Annotated in this window: 19 protein-coding genes, 17 tRNA genes, 2 rRNA genes and 1 riboswitch (1 of these 39 cut by a window edge); of the genes, 31 read left to right on the forward strand and 7 right to left on the reverse strand. The window is 45.0% G+C overall.

The features are described from left to right. The 18 genes from NST79_RS04775 to NST79_RS04860 all read left to right on the forward strand — a co-directional run. Positions 1-131 (forward strand): 23S ribosomal RNA (locus tag NST79_RS04775); it begins 2,797 nt to the left of the window's first position. Positions 132-242: 111 nt separating this feature from the next. Further along, positions 243-358 (forward strand): 5S ribosomal RNA (rrf, locus tag NST79_RS04780). Between the two features lie 9 nt (positions 359-367). Continuing rightward, positions 368-442, forward strand: a tRNA-Asn gene (locus NST79_RS04785). 5 nt (positions 443-447) lie between these two features. Beyond that, positions 448-539, forward strand: a tRNA-Ser gene (locus NST79_RS04790). Between the two features lie 34 nt (positions 540-573). Then, a tRNA-Glu gene (locus NST79_RS04795) sits at positions 574-645 on the forward strand. A gap of 9 nt (positions 646-654) precedes the next feature. After that, positions 655-730 (forward strand) — tRNA-Val (locus NST79_RS04800). 9 nt (positions 731-739) lie between these two features. Further along, a tRNA-Met gene (locus NST79_RS04805) sits at positions 740-816 on the forward strand. Between the two features lie 11 nt (positions 817-827). Then, positions 828-904: transfer RNA gene (locus NST79_RS04810), tRNA-Asp, on the forward strand. Positions 905-916: 12 nt separating this feature from the next. Next, positions 917-992 (forward strand) — tRNA-Phe (locus tag NST79_RS04815). Positions 993-997: 5 nt separating this feature from the next. Beyond that, positions 998-1,070, forward strand: a tRNA-Thr gene (locus NST79_RS04820). A gap of 22 nt (positions 1,071-1,092) precedes the next feature. Continuing rightward, positions 1,093-1,177: transfer RNA gene (locus tag NST79_RS04825), tRNA-Tyr, on the forward strand. A 5-nt stretch (positions 1,178-1,182) separates the two neighbouring features. After that, positions 1,183-1,256: transfer RNA gene (locus tag NST79_RS04830), tRNA-Trp, on the forward strand. Positions 1,257-1,280: 24 nt separating this feature from the next. After that, positions 1,281-1,356, forward strand: a tRNA-His gene (locus NST79_RS04835). A gap of 9 nt (positions 1,357-1,365) precedes the next feature. Beyond that, positions 1,366-1,437: transfer RNA gene (locus NST79_RS04840), tRNA-Gln, on the forward strand. Between the two features lie 49 nt (positions 1,438-1,486). Beyond that, positions 1,487-1,561: transfer RNA gene (locus NST79_RS04845), tRNA-Gly, on the forward strand. 5 nt (positions 1,562-1,566) lie between these two features. After that, a tRNA-Cys gene (locus NST79_RS04850) sits at positions 1,567-1,637 on the forward strand. 7 nt (positions 1,638-1,644) lie between these two features. Beyond that, positions 1,645-1,733, forward strand: a tRNA-Leu gene (locus NST79_RS04855). A 265-nt stretch (positions 1,734-1,998) separates the two neighbouring features. Continuing rightward, a tRNA-Leu gene (locus NST79_RS04860) sits at positions 1,999-2,080 on the forward strand. 78 nt (positions 2,081-2,158) lie between these two features. Here the strand turns inward: NST79_RS04860 and spo0M are convergent. After that, positions 2,159-2,935: a sporulation control protein Spo0M gene (gene spo0M, locus NST79_RS04865; protein ID WP_128737675.1), complete on the reverse strand. Its 777-nt coding sequence runs from the start codon at positions 2,933-2,935 to the stop codon at positions 2,159-2,161. A 141-nt stretch (positions 2,936-3,076) separates the two neighbouring features. Here spo0M and NST79_RS04870 point away from each other — a divergent pair, with 141 nt between their 5' ends. Continuing rightward, positions 3,077-3,280 carry a hypothetical protein gene (locus tag NST79_RS04870; protein WP_014479229.1) on the forward strand — a complete coding sequence of 68 codons (204 nt, stop codon included), beginning with the start codon at positions 3,077-3,079 and terminating at the stop codon, positions 3,278-3,280. Between the two features lie 88 nt (positions 3,281-3,368). Here NST79_RS04870 and NST79_RS04875 read toward each other — a convergent pair whose 3' ends face one another. Then, positions 3,369-3,641: a spore coat protein gene (locus NST79_RS04875; protein WP_080478397.1), complete on the reverse strand. Its 273-nt coding sequence runs from the start codon at positions 3,639-3,641 to the stop codon at positions 3,369-3,371. Positions 3,642-3,682: 41 nt separating this feature from the next. Here NST79_RS04875 and NST79_RS04880 point away from each other — a divergent pair, with 41 nt between their 5' ends. Both NST79_RS04880 and thiC read left to right on the forward strand, forming a co-directional pair. Next, complete coding sequence (locus tag NST79_RS04880) at positions 3,683-4,375, forward strand: Type 1 glutamine amidotransferase-like domain-containing protein (protein ID WP_212059684.1); 693 nt, start codon at positions 3,683-3,685, stop codon at positions 4,373-4,375. A 69-nt stretch (positions 4,376-4,444) separates the two neighbouring features. Further along, positions 4,445-4,552, forward strand: a riboswitch (TPP riboswitch). A gap of 132 nt (positions 4,553-4,684) precedes the next feature. After that, entirely contained in the window at positions 4,685-6,457 is a 1,773-nt protein-coding gene (gene thiC, locus NST79_RS04885; RefSeq protein WP_212059682.1) for a phosphomethylpyrimidine synthase ThiC, read from the forward strand. Between the two features lie 37 nt (positions 6,458-6,494). On the opposite strand, the gene NST79_RS04890 is transcribed toward thiC, so the two are convergent. Continuing rightward, a complete protein-coding gene (locus tag NST79_RS04890) occupies positions 6,495-7,850 on the reverse strand; it encodes an FAD-binding protein (protein WP_212059680.1) in 1,356 nt (451 codons plus the stop codon). A 250-nt stretch (positions 7,851-8,100) separates the two neighbouring features. On the opposite strand from NST79_RS04890, the gene senS reads away from it, so the two are divergent. Next, positions 8,101-8,283 (forward strand): transcriptional regulator SenS, encoded by a 183-nt coding sequence (senS, locus tag NST79_RS04895; protein WP_029317517.1) that lies wholly within the window; start codon positions 8,101-8,103, stop codon positions 8,281-8,283. A gap of 41 nt (positions 8,284-8,324) precedes the next feature. Here senS and katA read toward each other — a convergent pair whose 3' ends face one another. Then, positions 8,325-9,776, reverse strand: coding sequence for a catalase KatA (gene katA, locus NST79_RS04900; RefSeq protein ID WP_015252505.1), 1,452 nt, complete (start codon positions 9,774-9,776; stop codon positions 8,325-8,327). 406 nt (positions 9,777-10,182) lie between these two features. Here katA and NST79_RS04905 point away from each other — a divergent pair, with 406 nt between their 5' ends. The 6 genes from NST79_RS04905 (at position 10,183) to rpsN (ending at position 14,967) form a co-directional block, all read left to right on the forward strand. Further along, positions 10,183-10,950 (forward strand): ABC transporter ATP-binding protein, encoded by a 768-nt coding sequence (locus NST79_RS04905; RefSeq protein ID WP_021479704.1) that lies wholly within the window; start codon positions 10,183-10,185, stop codon positions 10,948-10,950. A 17-nt stretch (positions 10,951-10,967) separates the two neighbouring features. Further along, positions 10,968-11,966: an aliphatic sulfonate ABC transporter substrate-binding protein gene (locus NST79_RS04910; protein ID WP_017697512.1), complete on the forward strand. Its 999-nt coding sequence runs from the start codon at positions 10,968-10,970 to the stop codon at positions 11,964-11,966. Continuing rightward, positions 11,963-12,793: an ABC transporter permease gene (locus tag NST79_RS04915; RefSeq protein ID WP_212059678.1), complete on the forward strand. Its 831-nt coding sequence runs from the start codon at positions 11,963-11,965 to the stop codon at positions 12,791-12,793. Before NST79_RS04910 ends, NST79_RS04915 begins: the two co-directional genes overlap by 4 nt. Before the next feature lie 22 nt (positions 12,794-12,815). Beyond that, positions 12,816-13,946, forward strand: coding sequence for an FMNH2-dependent alkanesulfonate monooxygenase (ssuD, locus tag NST79_RS04920; protein WP_212059676.1), 1,131 nt, complete (start codon positions 12,816-12,818; stop codon positions 13,944-13,946). A 103-nt stretch (positions 13,947-14,049) separates the two neighbouring features. Then, positions 14,050-14,586: a hypothetical protein gene (locus NST79_RS04925; RefSeq protein ID WP_003245073.1), complete on the forward strand. Its 537-nt coding sequence runs from the start codon at positions 14,050-14,052 to the stop codon at positions 14,584-14,586. Between the two features lie 111 nt (positions 14,587-14,697). Further along, the gene (gene rpsN / locus NST79_RS04930; protein ID WP_003233455.1) at positions 14,698-14,967 is read left to right on the forward strand and encodes a 30S ribosomal protein S14; all 270 of its coding nucleotides are present in this window, start codon (positions 14,698-14,700) and stop codon (positions 14,965-14,967) included. 17 nt (positions 14,968-14,984) lie between these two features. On the opposite strand, the gene NST79_RS04935 is transcribed toward rpsN, so the two are convergent. Then, complete coding sequence (locus NST79_RS04935) at positions 14,985-15,458, reverse strand: lipoprotein (RefSeq protein WP_003245008.1); 474 nt, start codon at positions 15,456-15,458, stop codon at positions 14,985-14,987. Between the two features lies 1 nt (position 15,459). Further along, positions 15,460-15,660 (reverse strand): helix-turn-helix transcriptional regulator, encoded by a 201-nt coding sequence (locus NST79_RS04940; protein ID WP_009966860.1) that lies wholly within the window; start codon positions 15,658-15,660, stop codon positions 15,460-15,462. A gap of 193 nt (positions 15,661-15,853) precedes the next feature. Here NST79_RS04940 and NST79_RS04945 point away from each other — a divergent pair. Then, positions 15,854-15,927 (forward strand) — tRNA-Gly (locus NST79_RS04945). 90 nt (positions 15,928-16,017) lie between these two features. Here NST79_RS04945 and NST79_RS04950 read toward each other — a convergent pair. Beyond that, positions 16,018-16,641, reverse strand: coding sequence for a B3/4 domain-containing protein (locus tag NST79_RS04950; protein WP_003245517.1), 624 nt, complete (start codon positions 16,639-16,641; stop codon positions 16,018-16,020). Between the two features lie 82 nt (positions 16,642-16,723). On the opposite strand from NST79_RS04950, the gene queG reads away from it, so the two are divergent. Both queG and NST79_RS04960 read left to right on the forward strand, forming a co-directional pair. Continuing rightward, positions 16,724-17,884: a tRNA epoxyqueuosine(34) reductase QueG gene (queG, locus tag NST79_RS04955; RefSeq protein WP_212059674.1), complete on the forward strand. Its 1,161-nt coding sequence runs from the start codon at positions 16,724-16,726 to the stop codon at positions 17,882-17,884. 66 nt (positions 17,885-17,950) lie between these two features. Beyond that, positions 17,951-18,886, forward strand: coding sequence for an amidase domain-containing protein (locus NST79_RS04960; RefSeq protein ID WP_015252502.1), 936 nt, complete (start codon positions 17,951-17,953; stop codon positions 18,884-18,886). Positions 18,887-18,909: the final 23 nt, after the last annotated feature.

Raw genomic sequence — 18,909 nt, forward strand, 5'->3', positions numbered from 1 at the left:
CCCCTCAAGATGAGATTTCCCATTCCGCAAGGAAGTAAGATCCCTGAAAGATGATCAGGTTGATAGGTCTGAGGTGGAAGTGTGGCGACACATGGAGCTGATAGATACTAATCGATCGAGGGCTTAACCATATTTTTGAATGATGTCACACCTGTTATCTAGTTTTGAGAGAATAAGTTTTTCAAAAAAACACTTGATTTTCTCAAGAATACATAGTATAATGTTAAATGTCACTGAAATTGTCTGGTGATGATGGCGAAGAGGTCACACCCGTTCCCATGCCGAACACGGAAGTTAAGCTCTTCAGCGCCGATGGTAGTCGGGGGTTTCCCCCTGTGAGAGTAGGACATCGCCAGGCAGACTTCATTCCGCAGTAGCTCAGTGGTAGAGCTATCGGCTGTTAACCGATCGGTCGTAGGTTCGAATCCTACCTGCGGAGCCATTATTGGAGAGCTGTCCGAGTGGTCGAAGGAGCACGATTGGAAATCGTGTAGGCGGTCAACTCCGTCTCAAGGGTTCGAATCCCTTGCTCTCCGCCACTGATACTTATACATAATTACAATTGAAAGTCTGGGCCCGTTGGTCAAGCGGTTAAGACACCGCCCTTTCACGGCGGTAACACGGGTTCGAATCCCGTACGGGTCATTATATGATGGAGGATTAGCTCAGCTGGGAGAGCATCTGCCTTACAAGCAGAGGGTCGGCGGTTCGAGCCCGTCATCCTCCACCATTATATCATCGCGGGGTGGAGCAGTTCGGTAGCTCGTCGGGCTCATAACCCGAAGGTCGCAGGTTCAAATCCTGCCCCCGCAACCAAATTTTAAAATGGTCCGGTAGTTCAGTTGGTTAGAATGCCTGCCTGTCACGCAGGAGGTCGCGGGTTCGAGTCCCGTCCGGACCGCCATTTGAATACTTAGGCTCGGTAGCTCAGTTGGTAGAGCAACGGACTGAAAATCCGTGTGTCGGCGGTTCGATTCCGTCCCGAGCCACCACCTATGCCGGTGTAGCTCAATTGGTAGAGCAACTGACTTGTAATCAGTAGGTTGGGGGTTCAAGTCCTCTTGCCGGCACTGTTTTTTCAAAATTTAATGTGGAGGGGTAGCGAAGTGGCTAAACGCGGCGGACTGTAAATCCGCTCCCTCAGGGTTCGGCAGTTCGAATCTGCCCCCCTCCACCATTTATAGGGGCATAGTTTAACGGTAGAACAGAGGTCTCCAAAACCTCCGGTGTGGGTTCGATTCCTACTGCCCCTGCCAAATTTATGACATCTTGAGATTATGGCGGTTGTGGCGAAGTGGTTAACGCACCAGATTGTGGCTCTGGCACTCGTGGGTTCGATTCCCATCAATCGCCCCATATTATCATTGGGCTATAGCCAAGCGGTAAGGCAACGGACTTTGACTCCGTCATGCGTTGGTTCGAATCCAGCTAGCCCAGTCTCACTTTTTATATCAACTGCATATAATGTATTAAGTCCATTAAAAATGCGGAAGTAGTTCAGTGGTAGAACACCACCTTGCCAAGGTGGGGGTCGCGGGTTCGAATCCCGTCTTCCGCTCCAATTACGGCGGCATAGCCAAGTGGTAAGGCAGAGGTCTGCAAAACCTTTATCCCCGGTTCGAATCCGGGTGTCGCCTTCTTATTGCCGGGGTGGTGGAATTGGCAGACACACAGGACTTAAAATCCTGCGGTAGGTGACTACCGTGCCGGTTCAAGTCCGGCCCTCGGCACCAATTTTACTTACATGGTAAGTTGAATTGGTGTTTGTGTTTTATCATTATAACTAATCATATTAATGATCTACATAAGTAGATCATTTTTTTAATGCTTTGATTTATCATAACAAGTTAAGTTCCGAGGCCTAGTATAAAGCGGCTGTATAGCTAGTCTTTCAACACTTTTATTTTATATTTCCATAAAAACTTTTTTGAAATACGTTGACACTTTATGAGATCCATGATATATTTATATTCGTCGGTTAGATACGACGTAAAACTTGCCGGTGTGGCGGAATTGGCAGACGCGCACGACTCAAAATCGTGTTCCTTCTGGAGTGTCGGTTCGACCCCGACCACCGGTATACTGAAAAACCCGTTTCTTAACAGAAACGGGTTTTTATTTTTTATTAAAGAAAAGGAGCCGAGGCTCCTTTTTATACTTACTCAGCGTATTGGTCTAGGATCTCTTCTAGCACCTCTTCTAGCTCTTCTGTATCTTCAAGCTCTGATTGGCTGAAACGGACGCGTACAAGCTGTTCTCCATCATTATACATCTCTTCCAGCCACCCTCGGAGTCCTCTTGCTCTGCGGTCGACTTCGAAAATGATTTCCAAACCGTCTTCGTCTAAAAGGAAAATGAGCTCTAATTCATCAAGCATCTGACGATAATATCCGGAAGTCGGAACGAATTCGAATTCTTGAACGAACGGAAGGCGGCGTCGGAAGTAGGGCGCTTGTTCACAGTCTGCTTCGTTAAGACGGAAGCCCAGGTTTTCGATTGCTTCCAGCACATTTTCAATCCAAGGGTGCGCTTCAACGAAAATGCGGTCATGATCGGATTTATCGATACCGCCTTGAATGTCAAGGTCTGTCACCACGGCAACCTCTACTTTCCCTACAGTCATCGGCGTATCTAGAGGCAGAGTGAATGTGAACGGAAATTGATGCTCTTCACCAGGCTGTATGGTAAATGAACCAGTGACCCGGAAAGAATGAATTGTAGCGTATTTCCGGTGCTCTTCATCGTCTTTTACAATGACATACCGTGTGCTAAGCTGTAAATCGATATAACGGATGTCCTGAGCGATTTTTCCGCCTTTGACATGTACCGTTCCCTGTACTTCTTCTCCTGGAAAATATGCGTCTTTTTCTAAAATTGTATCTACTTTTGCAGCTCCAATTCCGGCACTTGCCGCAAGTTTCTTAAAAAATGACATGTTAGATCTTCCCCTTTTTCTTTTTTCTCAACAGATATACGCAAGAAGGAGGAAAAAAGATTCGTTTGATTCATACTTTTTTCCTATTATTCGTCTCGGCCTAGGGACAGACTAAGAATAATATTGAAAATAAAGGAGTGGATGGAAGTGAATAAAGAAAGTTTGGTTGCAGATGAATTACACAGAATGTTTTTGGCTGGTGAGCTGCAAATCACAGTAGAGGAGGATATAAACAATATTTCCGAAAGGCTGAGAAACGGCGATCTCAGTTTAGACCGATTAAGCGGTGAAGACGCGTTTATAAAAGAAACGGTAAATGAGGCTTTAAGAAGAGTGGAGCAATAAAAAAGAGACGGCATCTCATCTTTGAGATCCCGTCTCTTTTTGTGGTCTTTGCTGTAAGATAAATCTAATCGATTTGATTTGGAATTGCTCACCCGAGCCATCCCTTTTCTAACAGAAGATCTGACAGTTCATCATGGAGATAAACAGTTGTATCTAATTGATCATGCAATGCTCTTCTGATGTGGGGATTTTCGGCTTCTGTTATTGCGACAGTGTATTTGTTAATGCTGGTTTTTATTGTTGTTAACAAATCAAGAATATCTTTGGGACAAAGACTTTGTTCAATGGGAAACCACCCCCTTTGTTTTTTTAGCAGCTCCTGATAAGAAAGTATTTGGCTTTGTTTCTTGCTTCTATACAAAATGCTATAATAAGCAACAAATTTTGTTGGGGGGTGTGATGATGAAGCAGATTATTGCGATGGGGGGCGGGGGTTTTTCGATGGAGCCGGATAATTTGTCCCTCGATCAATATATCCTCAATCAATCAAAACGAGAGCAGCCTCGTATTTGTTTTTTGCCGACGGCGAGCGGAGATTCCCAAAACTATATTCAGCGGTTTTATCATGCATTTCAAACACTGGATTGTGTGCCGTCTCACTTATCTTTGTTTAAGCCGTCATCAACAGATTTAGCTTCTTTTGTTATGGAAATGGACGTGATTTATGTTGGCGGGGGAAATACGCGGAATTTACTTGTGTTATGGAAAGAGTGGGGGCTTGACCAGATTCTTAGGGAAGCATGGAAGAACGGTGTGGTTTTAGCTGGATTAAGTGCCGGTGCGATCTGCTGGTTTGAAGAAGGGGTGACGGATTCAGCCGGACCGCTGACAAGTTTGAAAAGTTTAGGTTTTTTGCAAGGGAGCTTTTGTCCCCATTATGACGGGGAAAAGGATCGGAGACCGGCATACCACCAGCTGATATCTAACAAGTTCTTATGCAGTGGCTATGCAGCGGATGATGGGGCTGCTCTCCATTTCATAAATGATCAGCTGTTTCAGACTGTGAGTTCAAGGTCGGATGGAAAGGCATATCGGGTGATGATGGCTGAACATGAAATAGCTGAAATCCCGTTGCCGGTCAAATATTTAGGGTGAAATTGGCTGAATATTATCTATATTCCTCTTTTTTTCAGATTGATTTTATGATAAGATGAGTGCGAAATCAATAGTTACTGGGGGTGCCCGCTTTCGGGCTGAGAGAGAAGGTAAGCTTCTTAACCCTTTGGACCTGATCTGGTTCGTACCAGCGTGGGGAAGTAGAGGAATTGTTTTTGTTATTGTCTTGCTGGGCAATAATATGTTTCTTTCTGACTGTAACCGGGTTCATTTATATGAATCCGGTTTTTTGTGCTGGTTATGGGCTTGATTTTGTCCTTTCAAACGTAGAAAGGGGAAGGAAAAGGAATGCAAAACAATTCAGTGCAGCAAGCCAACATTTCCATTATGTCAAGTTTTTCAGGCAGCAAGAAGGTATACGTGGAGGGCTCTTCTTCGGACATCCAAGTGCCGATGAGGGAGATTCTATTGAGTCCGACGACGGGATCGTTCGGCGAAGAGGAAAACGCGCCTGTGCGTGTCTATGATACAAGCGGACCGTATACGGACCCTGAAGTAACCATTAATATTCAAGAAGGATTAAAGCCGCTCCGCCAAAAATGGATCACAGAGCGCGGTGACGTGGAAGAGTATGAAGGTCGGGCTATAAAACCAGAAGATAACGGTTATAAAAAAGCAAATCCAAACGTAAGCTACCCAGGATTAAAGCGGAAACCGCTGAGGGCGAAGGCAGGTCAAAATGTCACACAAATGCACTATGCAAAAAAGGGGATCATTACACCTGAGATGGAATTTATCGCCATTCGTGAGCATGTGTCTCCTGAATTCGTCAGAGACGAGGTAGCCAGCGGCCGGGCGATTATTCCTTTAAACATTAATCACCCTGAAAGTGAGCCAATGATTATCGGCCGGAATTTTCATGTGAAGATTAATGCAAATATCGGGAATTCAGCGGTTACGTCATCCATTGAAGAAGAAGTGGAAAAAATGACGTGGGCCATCCGCTGGGGAGCGGATACGATGATGGATCTCTCTACCGGAAAAGATATTCATACGACGCGTGAATGGATTATCCGCAATTGCCCCGTGCCTGTGGGAACTGTTCCGATTTATCAGGCGCTTGAAAAAGTAAACGGCGTAGCGGAGGATTTAACGTGGGAGATTTATCGTGATACGCTAATCGAGCAGGCAGAGCAGGGAGTGGATTATTTTACGATTCACGCGGGTGTTTTGCTTAGGTATGTACCGCTGACTGCCAAACGGACAACTGGTATTGTGTCACGCGGGGGAGCGATTATGGCGCAGTGGTGTCTGGCTCATCATCAAGAAAGCTTTTTATACACACATTTTGAAGAAATATGTGAGATTATGAAAATGTATGATATTGCTTTCTCTCTTGGGGATGGTTTGCGTCCCGGATCAATTGCTGATGCCAATGACGAAGCGCAGTTTGCTGAATTAGAGACGCTTGGAGAGCTGACGCAAATTGCCTGGAAGCATGATGTTCAGGTGATGATTGAGGGTCCTGGACATGTTCCGATGCATAAAATCAAAGAGAATGTCGATAAACAAATGGAAATTTGCAAAGAAGCGCCTTTTTACACATTGGGGCCGTTGACAACGGATATTGCGCCGGGATATGACCATATTACTTCAGCGATCGGAGCGGCGATGATCGGTTGGTATGGGACAGCAATGCTTTGTTATGTAACGCCGAAGGAGCATTTGGGGCTGCCAAACCGTGATGATGTTCGTGAAGGAGTCATTACATATAAGATCGCTGCGCACGCTGCGGACCTTGCAAAAGGGCATCCCGGAGCGCAAATCCGGGATGATGCGTTATCGAAAGCCCGTTTTGAATTCCGCTGGCGGGATCAGTTTAATTTATCTCTTGATCCGGAGAGAGCCCTTGAATACCATGATGAAACACTGCCTGCCGAAGGAGCAAAAACCGCTCACTTTTGTTCCATGTGCGGTCCGAAATTTTGCAGCATGAGAATTTCACAGGATATTCGGGATTATGCGAAGAAAAACGATCTCAGTGAAGCAGAAGCCATAAATAAAGGATTAAAAGAAAAAGCAAAAGAGTTTGTCGATACGGGAAGCAATTTATATCAATAAAAAAAATGAAGATGGAGAATGCTCCATCTTCATTTTTTTAGAAAAACAGAGAGCGTCGAAGCGGAGGAATACTCTGTTCAAAGCGGAAAACATTTTCTGGATCATATTTCGTTTTGACACGGCGGAGGCGTTCAACATTTTCGCCGTAATATGTTCTTGGCCAGTTTCTGATTTCGATATCTGGCCAATTTACGTAGTCTCCCATCGTTTCTCTCGAAAGGGACGTTCTCAGCCCCTCAATCCAGCGGACGTTTTGTCTTTTTTCTCCAGGGGATGTCCAGTTTGTTAAGTATTCCTGGGCAATGATTGCGTCACGATAATAAAATGCCGTTTGGTCGGGAGCGATCCGTCCGGCTGCCCCGCCGAGTGCTTGCTGCCAGACACTGGCGTTTTGATTCGGAGCGTGCTCTAAAAAGTGTTTTATTGTTGAAATCGCACGTTCTGATAATGGCTTTTCAATGAAAGAGCCGGAGCGTTTCATTTTTTGAGGCTGATTGCCTCCCGGGCTGTTAAAAAAGGTTACCGCTTCAATGAATGGCGTTGTTTTTACCATTCCGCTTGTCGGACTTCCTGCTTTCAATAAAGGCTTTAACAGTTTTTTTAACTCTGTTTTTGGCCCGATAAATTGGCCGAGGGCTTCTATGCGGTTTACTTCTTTAGGCCAAAACTCTATTGATGATGTAAGCCGGTCATCTGTATACGGGGCCCAGTGCTGCCACGTGTTAAATACTTCCTCAAAATCATCCCATCCCCATGTAATAGAAAAAATCGACACTTGAGAGATGGGCACTGCTTTAAATGTCATGGAGGTGACTATGCCGAAATTGCCTCCTCCGCCTCCCTGAGACGCCCAAAATAAGTCTGGATGATTTGAACAGCTGACTGTAATCAGATCAGCGCCCTCTTTTTGGTCTGCTACGATCATCTCAAGCTGCACGAGGCTGTCGCAAGTAAGGCCGGCAGCCCTTGTTAAAAGTCCAATTCCCCCTCCGAGAGTTAAACCTGTGAGCCCTACATTAGCAATGGTGCCTGCTGGAAGCGTCAGGCCGTATTGCCAGAGTGTCCGATAGACTTCTCCCAATTCAGCCCCCGCTTCAATATAGGCCAGCTTTTTATCCTGATTCACTGTTATTTTTTTCATTTCGCTTAAATCAATAACAAGACCGTTATTTAAAAGGGAAAAGTTCTCATAGCTGTGTCTGCCGCCTCTAATACGGAAAGGCACACGGTTTTCACGCGCCCATTTCAGCGCATTGAGTGCATCCTGTTTGTTTTGGCAAAACACAATGATATCAGGATACCTTTCTAAGCTTAGGTTAATATTGGTTCTTGCTTCGTTATAGTCCGGATCATCCCGTGTCACGATACGTCCGGTCAATTTTGTCTTTTCCACACTCCCACATCTCTTTCTCTCGTATTCTAGTTTCTCTAGCTTATGCGTCAGGGGAAAAGAGTGTATAAGGAAAAAGCGGGGATGCAATCTGATACAGTGTCAACTCCCTTAAAAAATAGTTGACAGGTCGGTATTGTATGAATTAACATGGTCAGTACAAATTTTTCAAATTTATCGCGCTGATCGGAACACCGAAGGCTCTTATCGTTTAGATAAGGGCCTTTTTTGTATGAAAAAGGAGGGATTATTGATGGGAGTCAAAAAAGAAAAGGGGAGAAAACGATTCAGGAAGCGAAAAACCTACGGGAATCAGATTTTGCCGCTTGAGCTGCTGATTGAAAAAAACAAACGAGAGATTATAAACAGCGCGGAGCTCATGGAAGAAATTTATATGAAGATTGATGAGAAGCATACGCAATGTGTAACTAAATAGAAAAAAACCCGCTGATTACAGCGGGTTTTTGCATTTCTACATTAAGCATCTTTTTTAATCGGCAATCCAAGGCCTTCTGCCACGCGTTTTCCGTATTCAGGATCCGCTTTGTAGAAGTGCTCGATTTGGCGCAGCTTGATTTCTTCTTTTTCTACCGGCTTCATAGCATTAACAATATTTTCAATAAGGCGGGTACGTTCATCTTCACTCATTAAACGATACAGATCACCGGCTTGAGTGTAGTGATCGTTGTGATCGTAGCTTACGCTGTCAGCGATGCCTTGTACCGGATATGCTGCTTGCTTATCCTCAGGTGACTCTTTTGGACCGCCGAAGCTGTTAGGCTCGTAATACACAGATCCGCCGCCGTTATCGTCAAAACGCATTTGTCCATCACGCTGATAATTGTTTACTTTGTTGCGTGCGCGGTTGATTGGCAGCGCTTGATGGTTTGCACCGACACGGTAGCGGTGTGCATCATGATAAGCAAACAGTCGGCCTTGAAGCATTTTATCCGGTGAAACATCAATACCAGGCACGAGTGTTCCAGGTGAAAATGTCGCTTGTTCTACCTCTGCAAAGTAGTTTTCCGGATTTCTGTCTAGAACCATGCGTCCGACCTCGATTAACGGGTAGTCTTTTTGAGACCAAACTTTTGTGACATCAAACGGATCGAAACGGTACGTGTTTGCATCTTCTAAAGGCATGATTTGCACATATAGTTTCCATGCAGGATAATCACCGTTTTCGATTGCATTGAAAAGGTCTTCTGTATGGTAATCAGGGTTTTCACCGGCAATTTTTGCTGCCGTATTGACATCAAGGTTTTTCACGCCTTGTTCCGTTTTAAAATGATATTTAATCCATACGCCTTCGCCTTCGGCATTTGTCCATTTGAATGTATGGCTTCCGAAGCCGTGCATGTGGCGAAGTGTTGCAGGAATTCCGCGGTCAGACATCAGGATTGTCACTTGGTGAAGTGACTCTGGTGAAAGTGACCAGAAATCCCATACAGCCGTAGGGTTTTTCAGGTGTGTTTTTGGATCTCTTTTTTGTGTATGGATGAAATCAGGGAACTTAATCGCATCGCGGATAAAGAATACAGGCGTATTGTTGCCGACGATGTCGTAGTTTCCTTCTTCAGTATAAAATTTAACAGCAAATCCGCGCGGGTCGCGAACTGTGTCAGCAGAGCCAAGTTCACCGGCAACTGTTGAGAAACGGATGAACAACGGTGTGCGTTTGCCGACTTCAGAAAGGAAAGCGGCTTTCGTGTATTTTGTTACGTCGTTTGTCACTTCAAAATATCCGTGTGCGCCTGCTCCTTTGGCGTGAACAACACGTTCAGGAACACGTTCTCGGTTGAAATGGGCCAATTTTTCGAGTAAATGTACATCTTGAATTAAAGTTGGTCCGCGAGAACCGGCAGTCATTGAGTTTTGATTATCTCCAACCGGAGCGCCCCAGCTAGTTGTCAGTTTATTTGAACTCATGTTATCACCTCTTGGAATTTATAAGAACATAATATCATCTCTAAGTAAAAAGTCAATATTATTTTATAATTATTATAAAATAGTTATCTCTATTAATCGATATCTAGTATCGAAAGTGTTGAAAAACCTTGTTGTAACAGATTTTTATGACACTTAATAATTTTTGGAGAAATAATTTTTCCTTCTCTATTTGCGAAACAAGCAGAGTAAGTGATAAACAAGGATATCAAAAATCGTATTTAAAAAAGAGTTGACATATCGGAATAATTTGAATTAACATGTTATTCAAACAAAAAAACAATTGGGCAGCTGATCGGACCGCCGAAGGCTCTCATCTCTACAAGAACAGAGATGGGGGCCTTTTTGTTTTTTTGAAGGCGGGGTTGGCAGAAAGAGAGGGATAAAAGTGGCTGTGACCATCAGCATCAAAGAAAAGGCATTTGTTCAAGAGGGCCGCAAAAACACGGTCTTAGAGAACATAGAATTATCAATCGCACCAGGCGAATTTCTAACGCTTATCGGACCGAGCGGGTGTGGAAAAAGCACCCTGTTAAAGATTATTGCAGGGCTTGATTCTGAATATGACGGGAGTGTGGAAATTAACGGCCGCAGCGTAACAGCTCCGGGTATTCAGCAAGGATTTATTTTTCAGGAACACCGCCTCTTTCCTTGGCTGACTGTTGAGCAGAATATTGCAGCCGACTTGAATTTGAAGGACCCAAAAGTCAAACAAAAGGTGGATGAACTGATCGAGATTGTCAGATTAAAAGGATCGGAAAAAGCATATCCGCGCGAGCTGTCAGGCGGCATGTCACAAAGAGTAGCCATCGCCCGGGCCCTTCTGCGGGAGCCTGAGGTGCTACTTTTAGATGAACCGTTTGGTGCACTCGACGCTTTTACAAGAAAACACCTGCAGGACGTGCTGCTGGATATATGGAGGAGGAAAAAAACAACGATGATTCTCGTGACTCATGATATAGATGAATCTGTTTATTTAGGAAATGAGCTTGCGATCCTTAAGGCCAAACCGGGGAAAATCCATAAGCTGATGCCCATTCACCTGGCGTATCCGCGGAACCGGACGACTCCGGATTTCCAAGCGATCAGACAGAGAGTGCTGTCGGAATTCGAGAAAACAGAAGATTTGGAGTACGCAGAAGGATCAGGGATATAGAAAGGGCGGAAGCGGAAATGAAAAAAGGACTCATTGTATTGGTTGCCGTTATTTTTCTGCTCGCAGGCTGTGGAGCAAATGGAGCCAGCGGTGACCACAAACAATTGAAGGAAATTCGTATTGGTATTCAGCAAAGCTTAAGCCCGCTTTTGATCGCAAAAGAAAAAGGCTGGTTCGAAGATGCATTTGAAAAAGAAGGCATCAAAGTGAAATGGGTGGAGTTTCAAAGCGGTCCGCCCCAATTTGAAGGCCTTGCGGCAGACAAACTTGATTTTTCTCAAGTCGGTAATTCGCCTGTGATCGCTGGACAGGCGGCAGGCATTGACTTTAAAGAAATCGGTTTGTCTCAGGACGGCTTGAAAGCAAACGGCATCCTTGTCAATCGAAACAGCGGCATTCAAGACGTTAAGGACTTAAAGGGGAAAAAAATTGCAGTCGCCAAAGGCAGCAGCGGGTTTGATTTTTTGTATAAAGCGCTTGATCAAGTGGGGTTGTCAGCTAATGATGTGACAATTATTCAGCTTCAGCCTGATGAAGCAGCTTCCGCATTTGAAAACGGATCTGTTGATGCCTGGTCCATTTGGGAGCCGTACTTGTCCTTAGAAACAATGAAACACGGAGCAAAAATCCTTGTGAACGGAGAAAGCACAGATTTATATTCACCGGGTTTTACTTTAGTAAGAACAAAGTTTTCAGAAGAGCATCCAGACGAAGTGGTCCGTTTTCTGAAGGTGTTTAATAAAGCCGTTGTATGGCAAAAGGAACATCTGGATGAAGCAGCGGACTTGTATTCTGACATTAAAGATCTCGATAAAAAGGTCGTCGAAAATGTGCTGAAAAATACTGAACCTCTGAATGAGGTCATCAGTGACGACATTGTGAAAGCGCAGCAGGAAACAGCAGATTTTCAATTTCGAACAAAGGCGATAGATAAGAAGATTGATGTGAAGGATGTTGTCGATAACACTTTTATCAAAAAAGCATTAGAGGAACATTCCTCAGGAGGTGATCAATGATGAAAGCAGAGGCTGCGGGCTCGCTGCCCAAAACGAATGCGGAAGCGGTGCGAAAAAAGCCTGGAAGGAAGAGATACGGCTGGATGAAGGGGCTTTTACTGCCCGCTGTCATCATTGCCATCTGGCAGGTCATCGGCGGGCTGGGGGTTGTGTCCGCTACAGTGCTGCCTACACCTGTTACGATTGTTCTGACCTTTAAGGAGCTTATTTTGTCCGGCGAACTGTTCGGCCATCTGCAAATCAGCATTTATCGGGCGGCACTTGGTTTTTTGCTTGGCGCGGGGCTTGGATTGATGATCGGGATTTTGGCCGGATTCTCCAAACGGACGGAGCTGTATCTTGATCCGTCGTTGCAAATGCTTAGAACCGTACCTCATCTGGCCGTCACGCCGCTGTTTATTTTATGGTTCGGATTTGACGAAGTATCTAAAATTTTGCTGATTGCGCTCGGTGCCTTCTTTCCTGTCTATATCAATACGTTTAACGGCATCCGCGGGGTTGACGCGAAGCTGTTTGAAGTCGCCCGGGTGCTTGAATTTAAATGGCATCAGCAGATATCCAAAGTGATATTGCCGGCAGCCCTGCCCAATATATTGCTAGGCATTCGCTTATCGCTCGGCATTGCATGGCTCGGGCTCGTTGTGGCAGAGCTGATGGGCTCAAGCTCGGGAGTCGGCTATATGATCATGGATGCGAGACAGTTTTCACAAACGAATAAAGTCTTTGTAGGGATTATCATTTTTGCAGTGGTTGGAAAGCTGACGGATTCCTTCGTCAGGCTGCTGGAACGAAAGCTGTTAAAGTGGAGAAACAGCTACGAAGGATAAAAGATATAAAGGGGAGATGAATATGGAAATTCTTTGGTTTATACCGACTCATGGAGACGCGAGATATTTAGGATCTGAAAGTGATGGACGGACTGCGGATCATCTTTACTTTAAACAAGTCGCCCAGGCGGCAGACAGGCTGGGATATACAGGAGTTCTTCTGCCAACGGGAAGATCGTGCGAGGACCCGTGGCTTACAGCGTCGGCACTGGCGGGAGAAACAAAGGACTTAAAGTTTTTAGTCGCGGTAAGACCTGGTTTAATGCAGCCTTCTCTGGCAGCCAGAATGACATCCACCCTAGACCGCATTTCAGACGGCCGGCTGCTGATCAACGTTGTGGCAGGGGGCGATCCGTATGAGCTGGCAGGCGATGGCCTGTTTATCAGCCATGATGAGCGCTACGAGGCAACAGACGAATTTTTAACCGTTTGGCGGAGACTTTTGCAGGGAGAAACGGTTTCCTATGAAGGAAAGCATATAAAAGTGGAAAACAGCAATCTGCTTTTCCCGCCGCAGCAAGAGCCGCATCCGCCCATCTATTTCGGTGGTTCGTCACAGGCTGGAATTGAAGCTGCCGCAAAGCATACAGACGTGTACTTGACATGGGGTGAGCCGCCTGAACAAGTAAAAGAAAAGATAGAAAGAGTCAAAAAGCAAGCGGCAAAAGAAGGGAGAACCGTTCGATTTGGCATTAGGCTGCATGTCATTGCCCGTGAAACTGAACAAGAGGCATGGGAAGCGGCAGAGCGCTTGATCAGCCACTTGGATGATGACACCATTGCCAAAGCGCAGGCAGCTTTGAGCCGTTACGACTCTTCAGGCCAGCAGCGGATGGCCGTCCTTCATCAAGGCGATCGGACGAAGCTTGAAATCAGCCCGAATCTGTGGGCGGGGATCGGCCTGGTCAGAGGAGGGGCAGGAACAGCTCTTGTCGGTGATCCGCAGACGATTGCCGACCGGATAGCGGAGTACCAGGCACTCGGCATAGAATCGTTTATATTCTCCGGCTATCCGCATTTAGAAGAAGCGTATTATTTTGCAGAGCTTGTATTTCCGCTTTTGCCGTTTGAAAATGATCGGACGAGAAAGCTTCAGAACAAAAGGGGAGAAGCGGTAGGAAACACTTATTTTGTCAAAGAGAAAAATGCATGAGTTTAACTAAAATACAGCCCCCCGAACATGGTATGATATTCAAAAAAAGGGGGCTTTTTTTCTGAAAACATTGAGAAGCGCGGCAGTCATTTGCCTCATAGCTATGCTGTCAGCATGCGGACATTCAAAACAGATGGAAATCAAAGCGGCGGACATATCAGATCTTGAAAAAAACAGAATGGATGTCGCAGCTTCACAGGCATTCACTGCCGAAGCCGTCAATATCGGTGAAGGTATTTCTTCAGCTGACATGTACATCGAACATTATCAAAAGGGAAAGCTTGTTGAGAGGTTTGGACCGGTTCGTGCAGATTATTCAGAGGAAAAAACTGATACCATACAATTTGTTTATTTTGAGAATGAAGAGGGGGAAGGAAAGAATAAACATACCACCATTCATTTTGGCATTGTGGATAAACAGGGAACTATAGCGGCTGATTCATCGGTGAAACGCGACGATAGCACAACACAGGAAATGACTCAGAATATTTCATCGCCGGAACCGATTACTTTCGAGAAGCCTGCTTTGATCGGCAGCAGTATTAGAGGGACTGACGAGACAATGCACACCTCTGAACATAAAAAAGAGCTCATTAAGCATCAAGATGCGTTACTGTATTATGTGGAATTGCATCATTAGAATGGGCGGCTTCAGGCCGTCTGTTTTACAAAGCGGTATGCTTGCTTTTTTGAATGGTGCATGATACATTTTAAATCGTAACAATTTCGATTTAAAGGGAGGCTATGTGACTTGGCTAAAAAATCAAAAGTGGCAAAAGAGTTAAAACGCCAACAGCTTGTTGAGCAATACGCTGGTATTAGACGCGAGTTGAAGGAAAAAGGAGATTACGAGGCACTCAGCAAGCTGCCAAGAGATTCAGCACCGGGAAGGCTTCACAACCGCTGCATGGTAACGGGGCGCCCGAGAGCATATATGAGGAAGTTTAAAATGTCCAGAATCGCTTTCAGGGAGCTGGCCCATAAAGGCCAGATTCCCGGTGTGAAAAAAGCAAGCTGGTAAGAAAAAACTCCGGCCGATTACAGCGCGCCGGAGTTTTTTTCGTTTTTCTTGAAAGAGATGACGTAGGAAAGGTGCTGGATGATCATGATGATAAACACAATAATAATAGGGAAAAACGGAATGCGCGATTGAAATAGCGGATAAAAAATGAGAAGAACCGCTGCGGCAGGCAGCGAGAAGTAGACAGCGATATATGACGCGCGACATGCTTTTGCCGTCATCATCTGCTCTCTTTCATCCTGCTCTTCAAACTCATCAGGCAGAAGTAGCTGCTTTCTGGCAGGGCGGCTTTTTTTCTGTAAGTACAAATAAACCGCAGACGCCGCAACAAACAGAATAAAGGGGGTGAGGTTTAAATCAAATACCATCCCGCCGCTCTTTGTGCCGAAAAAAGATGCTATGCCTTCTGAGGCTTCAAAGTATGAAATCAGCGCCCAGCATGCAAGGCCAAATAAAACAAGGTGAAAAGCTGCTTTTGTTTTCATGCTCATCTTAGTTTTCCTCCTCTAACCAAAAGACATCCTCCATTTTCATGGAGAAGGCTTTGCAGATTTTCAGTGCTAACAGCAGTGAGGGAACATAATCGCCTTTTTCAATCGCTGCCACAGTCTGTCTTGTGACGCCGACCGTTTCTCCGAGTTTTTCCTGAGAATAGCCGAAGCGTGCCCTCAGCTCTTTTACTTTATTTTTCATCATGACGTCTGTCCCCTTCACAATCTCGATTGATTATATTGTATAGTATACTTAACATTATGTAAATGGTACTTAACAACTTTACAAAAAGATAACTTTTTTTCGACAAAATTTTTATATTCCCTTGACGAAAAATAAATAAACATGTAATATAAAAAAAGTCAGAGCGGTACTGTTGCTGACAATCACAAATGCGGGTGTAGTTTAGTGGTAAAACCTCAGCCTTCCAAGCTGATGTCGTGAGTTCGATTCTCATCACCCGCTCCATACATACGTTATTAACGCAGTGTTTCGTTTCTCAGATAAACGAAGTATTGCGTTTTTTTATGTGAAAAAGAACACGGTATTCGTGTTCTTTTACGTAAGCCAATGTACTGTATGGGTGCCGCCGTGAATTTGTTCAAACATTTTCGTTAATGATGATAAGAGGTTAACAGCGCTGCTTTTCTCAATCGATGGCGGGAAAAAAATGATTTGCAGCATATTCTTAGTCTCGTTTGAAACGGGATAGTGGTTGACGCTGTTTTTGAAATCGCCAAAAATGCCGTTTTCATCAGAGAAAAGCAGTATGTTTTCTTTTTCTCCCAATGAGATCCGGACCGGCTCATGAAGCTTTCCGGCATCATAAATCATAATAGGCAGAGAATATTTTAATGCGAAAAAATCGATTGTGTCATGGGCCGAGTCTTTACTTTCCATGAATTGTTCCTTGGATATCGGGACCAGCATGTCCTCCATTGGGGTTGTTTCTCCCTCAAATGAAGGGTTAAGCTGTTTAAAGAGTTTCTGCCATTCCTTGACGAAGGATTCATCGGATATACCGCCGTCCGCATAGTCGAAAAACAAGGATTCTTGAAACAGGCGGAGTCTGCCTTTCAGCATTTGCGGTGAGGAGCCGACTTCGATATTCTCATAAATGACAGCAGCTGCATGTAAGCCGGCCGCACGTTCAGTAATAACAGAATCAAGTTTGATATTCACTAGCATTCACTCCAGTTACGTGATATCAACCTATTATAAACGCTGTATCGTTTTATCACAAAGAAAGGAGGCTGTGCAAAACATGAACGTTTATCAGCTCAAAGAAGAATTAATTGAATACGCGAAAAGCATTGGCGTGGACAAGATTGGTTTTACGACCGCTGATACTTTTGACAGTTTAAAAGACCGTTTGATTCTTCAAGAATCACTCGGCTATCTCTCCGGCTTTGAAGAGCCGGATATCGAAAAAAGGGTGACGCCGAAGCTTCTTTTGCCGAAAGCGAAATCAATAGTGGCAATTGCTCTCGCATATCCTTCCAGAATGAAGGATGCGCCGAGAAGCACGAGAACTGAGCGCAGGGGCATTTTTTGCAGAGCCTCCTGGGGAAAAGACTATCATGATGTGCTGAGGGAAAAGCTTGATCTGCTGGAGGATTTTCTAAAAAGCAAGCATGAGGATATCAGAACGAAGTCAATGGTTGATACAGGTGAATTGTCTGATCGCGCCGTTGCGGAACGTGCCGGAATTGGATTCAGTGCGAAAAACTGTATGATCACAACACCCGAGTATGGCTCTTATGTGTATTTGGCGGAAATGATCACAAATATCCCTTTTGAGCCTGATGTGCCGATTGAAGATATGTGCGGGTCCTGCACGAAATGCTTGGACGCCTGTCCGACGGGAGCACTGGTTAATCCCGGGCAGCTTAATGCGCAGCGCTGCATCTCTTTTCTGACCCAGACAAAAGGATTTTTACCTGATGAATTCCGGACAAAAATCGGAAACCGCCTGTACGGGTGCGATACGTGCCAAACGGTATGCCCTCTCAATAAAGGGAAGGATTTTCATCTTCATCCGGAAATGGAGCCTGATCCTGAGATTGCCAAACCGTTATTGAAGCCGCTTTTGACCATCAGCAATCGGGAATTTAAGGAGAAATTCGGGCATGTCTCAGGTTCTTGGCGCGGAAAAAAACCGATTCAGCGAAACGCCATTCTCGCGCTTGCGCATTTTAAGGATGCTTCCGCACTGCCTGAATTGACGGAACTGATGCACAAGGATCCGCGTCCTGTCATCAGGGGGACAGCCGCATGGGCAATCGGAAAAATCGGAGACCCCGCATACGTGGAAGAGCTTGAAAAAGCGCTGGAAAAAGAGAAGGATGAAGAGGCAAAGCTGGAAATTGAAAAAGGAATTGATTTGCTAAAAGCTTCAGGCATGACTAAACAAGGCTTGTCCTGACATACGTATAGAGCAGAAGGAAAAAACACTTGAGATCATCCAAGTGTTTTTTCTCTATAAAAAAGTATGGCGGGTGGGGTGAGCTTGAAGCACATTTTAGAACAATTAGCGGAGGAGCGGCTGGGCTTTCTGGTTAACGGGCATGCTATGAGACAGGAGTCTCAAGTCGGAGACCTTAAAGTCATGGAGCGTAAGAAAAAGCTTCTGGAAAAACGTAAAGTTGACATCATAAAAGCGAAAGCAAAGGCCGTGATTAATCATGTGCGGGTTGAGGATGACGGAACGACCTGCCTTTCGTATACCATCCATTACGAATACGTGTGTAAGGAACAAGATGACAGCTTGTATATAGAAGAGCACATAGAGGAGCGAATGGCTTTCCTGTATGATCACATTTTGATTAGTGATCAGGAAATTGCGAAAAAGCCGGCTGGATTTCATGAAGGGACCAGTATTATTGACTATTCTGAAGCTGAAGAGGAAAGAGAAGCGTTTGGCAGGGCTTTTCAATACGATCGTCTCGGCGCTGTCCAATATGCCGAGAAATTTTGGAACAAGCGCAATCCTGCTTATAAAAATTTCAGCGATAACTGTACAAATTTTATTTCTCAGTGTCTTCATGCAGGAGGCGCGCCGATGCGCGGTCATCCGAACAGGGGATCAGGCTGGTGGATGAAACAAAGCTCATGGAGCTACAGCTGGACGGTGGCTCACTCTATGAAAATGTATTTGTCGAATTCAAAGGCCGGACTGCGTGCGGTGCGGGTGAAATCAGCGGAAGAACTGATGCCGGGCGATGTGATTTGCTATGACTTCGAAGGAGACGGCCGGTTTAATCATACAACGATTGTCGTGGCGAAGGACAAAGGCAATATGCCGCTTGTCAACGCCCAGACTTATGACAGCCGGATGAGGTATTGGTCATATGAGGATTCTACGGCATACACGCCGTCAATACGATATGCCTTTTTTCATATCGTTGATGATACGACAAAAGAGTAATTAATGTTATAATGATGGGCGGA

Origin of the sequence: Bacillus sp. PS196, from assembly GCF_037963555.1 — a bacterium.
Classification (GTDB): Bacteria; Bacillota; Bacilli; order Bacillales; family Bacillaceae; genus Bacillus; species Bacillus subtilis.

Coding starts and splice junctions, on each gene's coding strand:
- queG (WP_212059674.1), top strand. CDS start 16,724: ATGAACGTTTATCAGCTCAAAGAAGAATTAATTGAATACGCGAAAAGC.
- senS (WP_029317517.1), top strand. CDS start 8,101: ATGGGAGTCAAAAAAGAAAAGGGGAGAAAACGATTCAGGAAGCGAAAA.
- NST79_RS04940 (WP_009966860.1), bottom strand. CDS start 15,660: ATGAAAAATAAAGTAAAAGAGCTGAGGGCACGCTTCGGCTATTCTCAG.
- ssuD (WP_212059676.1), top strand. CDS start 12,816: ATGGAAATTCTTTGGTTTATACCGACTCATGGAGACGCGAGATATTTA.
- NST79_RS04880 (WP_212059684.1), top strand. CDS start 3,683: ATGAAGCAGATTATTGCGATGGGGGGCGGGGGTTTTTCGATGGAGCCG.
- NST79_RS04915 (WP_212059678.1), top strand. CDS start 11,963: ATGATGAAAGCAGAGGCTGCGGGCTCGCTGCCCAAAACGAATGCGGAA.
- NST79_RS04960 (WP_015252502.1), top strand. CDS start 17,951: ATGGCGGGTGGGGTGAGCTTGAAGCACATTTTAGAACAATTAGCGGAG.
- thiC (WP_212059682.1), top strand. CDS start 4,685: ATGCAAAACAATTCAGTGCAGCAAGCCAACATTTCCATTATGTCAAGT.
- NST79_RS04935 (WP_003245008.1), bottom strand. CDS start 15,458: ATGAGCATGAAAACAAAAGCAGCTTTTCACCTTGTTTTATTTGGCCTT.
- NST79_RS04925 (WP_003245073.1), top strand. CDS start 14,050: ATGCTGTCAGCATGCGGACATTCAAAACAGATGGAAATCAAAGCGGCG.
- katA (WP_015252505.1), bottom strand. CDS start 9,776: ATGAGTTCAAATAAACTGACAACTAGCTGGGGCGCTCCGGTTGGAGAT.
- NST79_RS04870 (WP_014479229.1), top strand. CDS start 3,077: ATGGAAGTGAATAAAGAAAGTTTGGTTGCAGATGAATTACACAGAATG.
- NST79_RS04910 (WP_017697512.1), top strand. CDS start 10,968: ATGAAAAAAGGACTCATTGTATTGGTTGCCGTTATTTTTCTGCTCGCA.
- spo0M (WP_128737675.1), bottom strand. CDS start 2,935: ATGTCATTTTTTAAGAAACTTGCGGCAAGTGCCGGAATTGGAGCTGCA.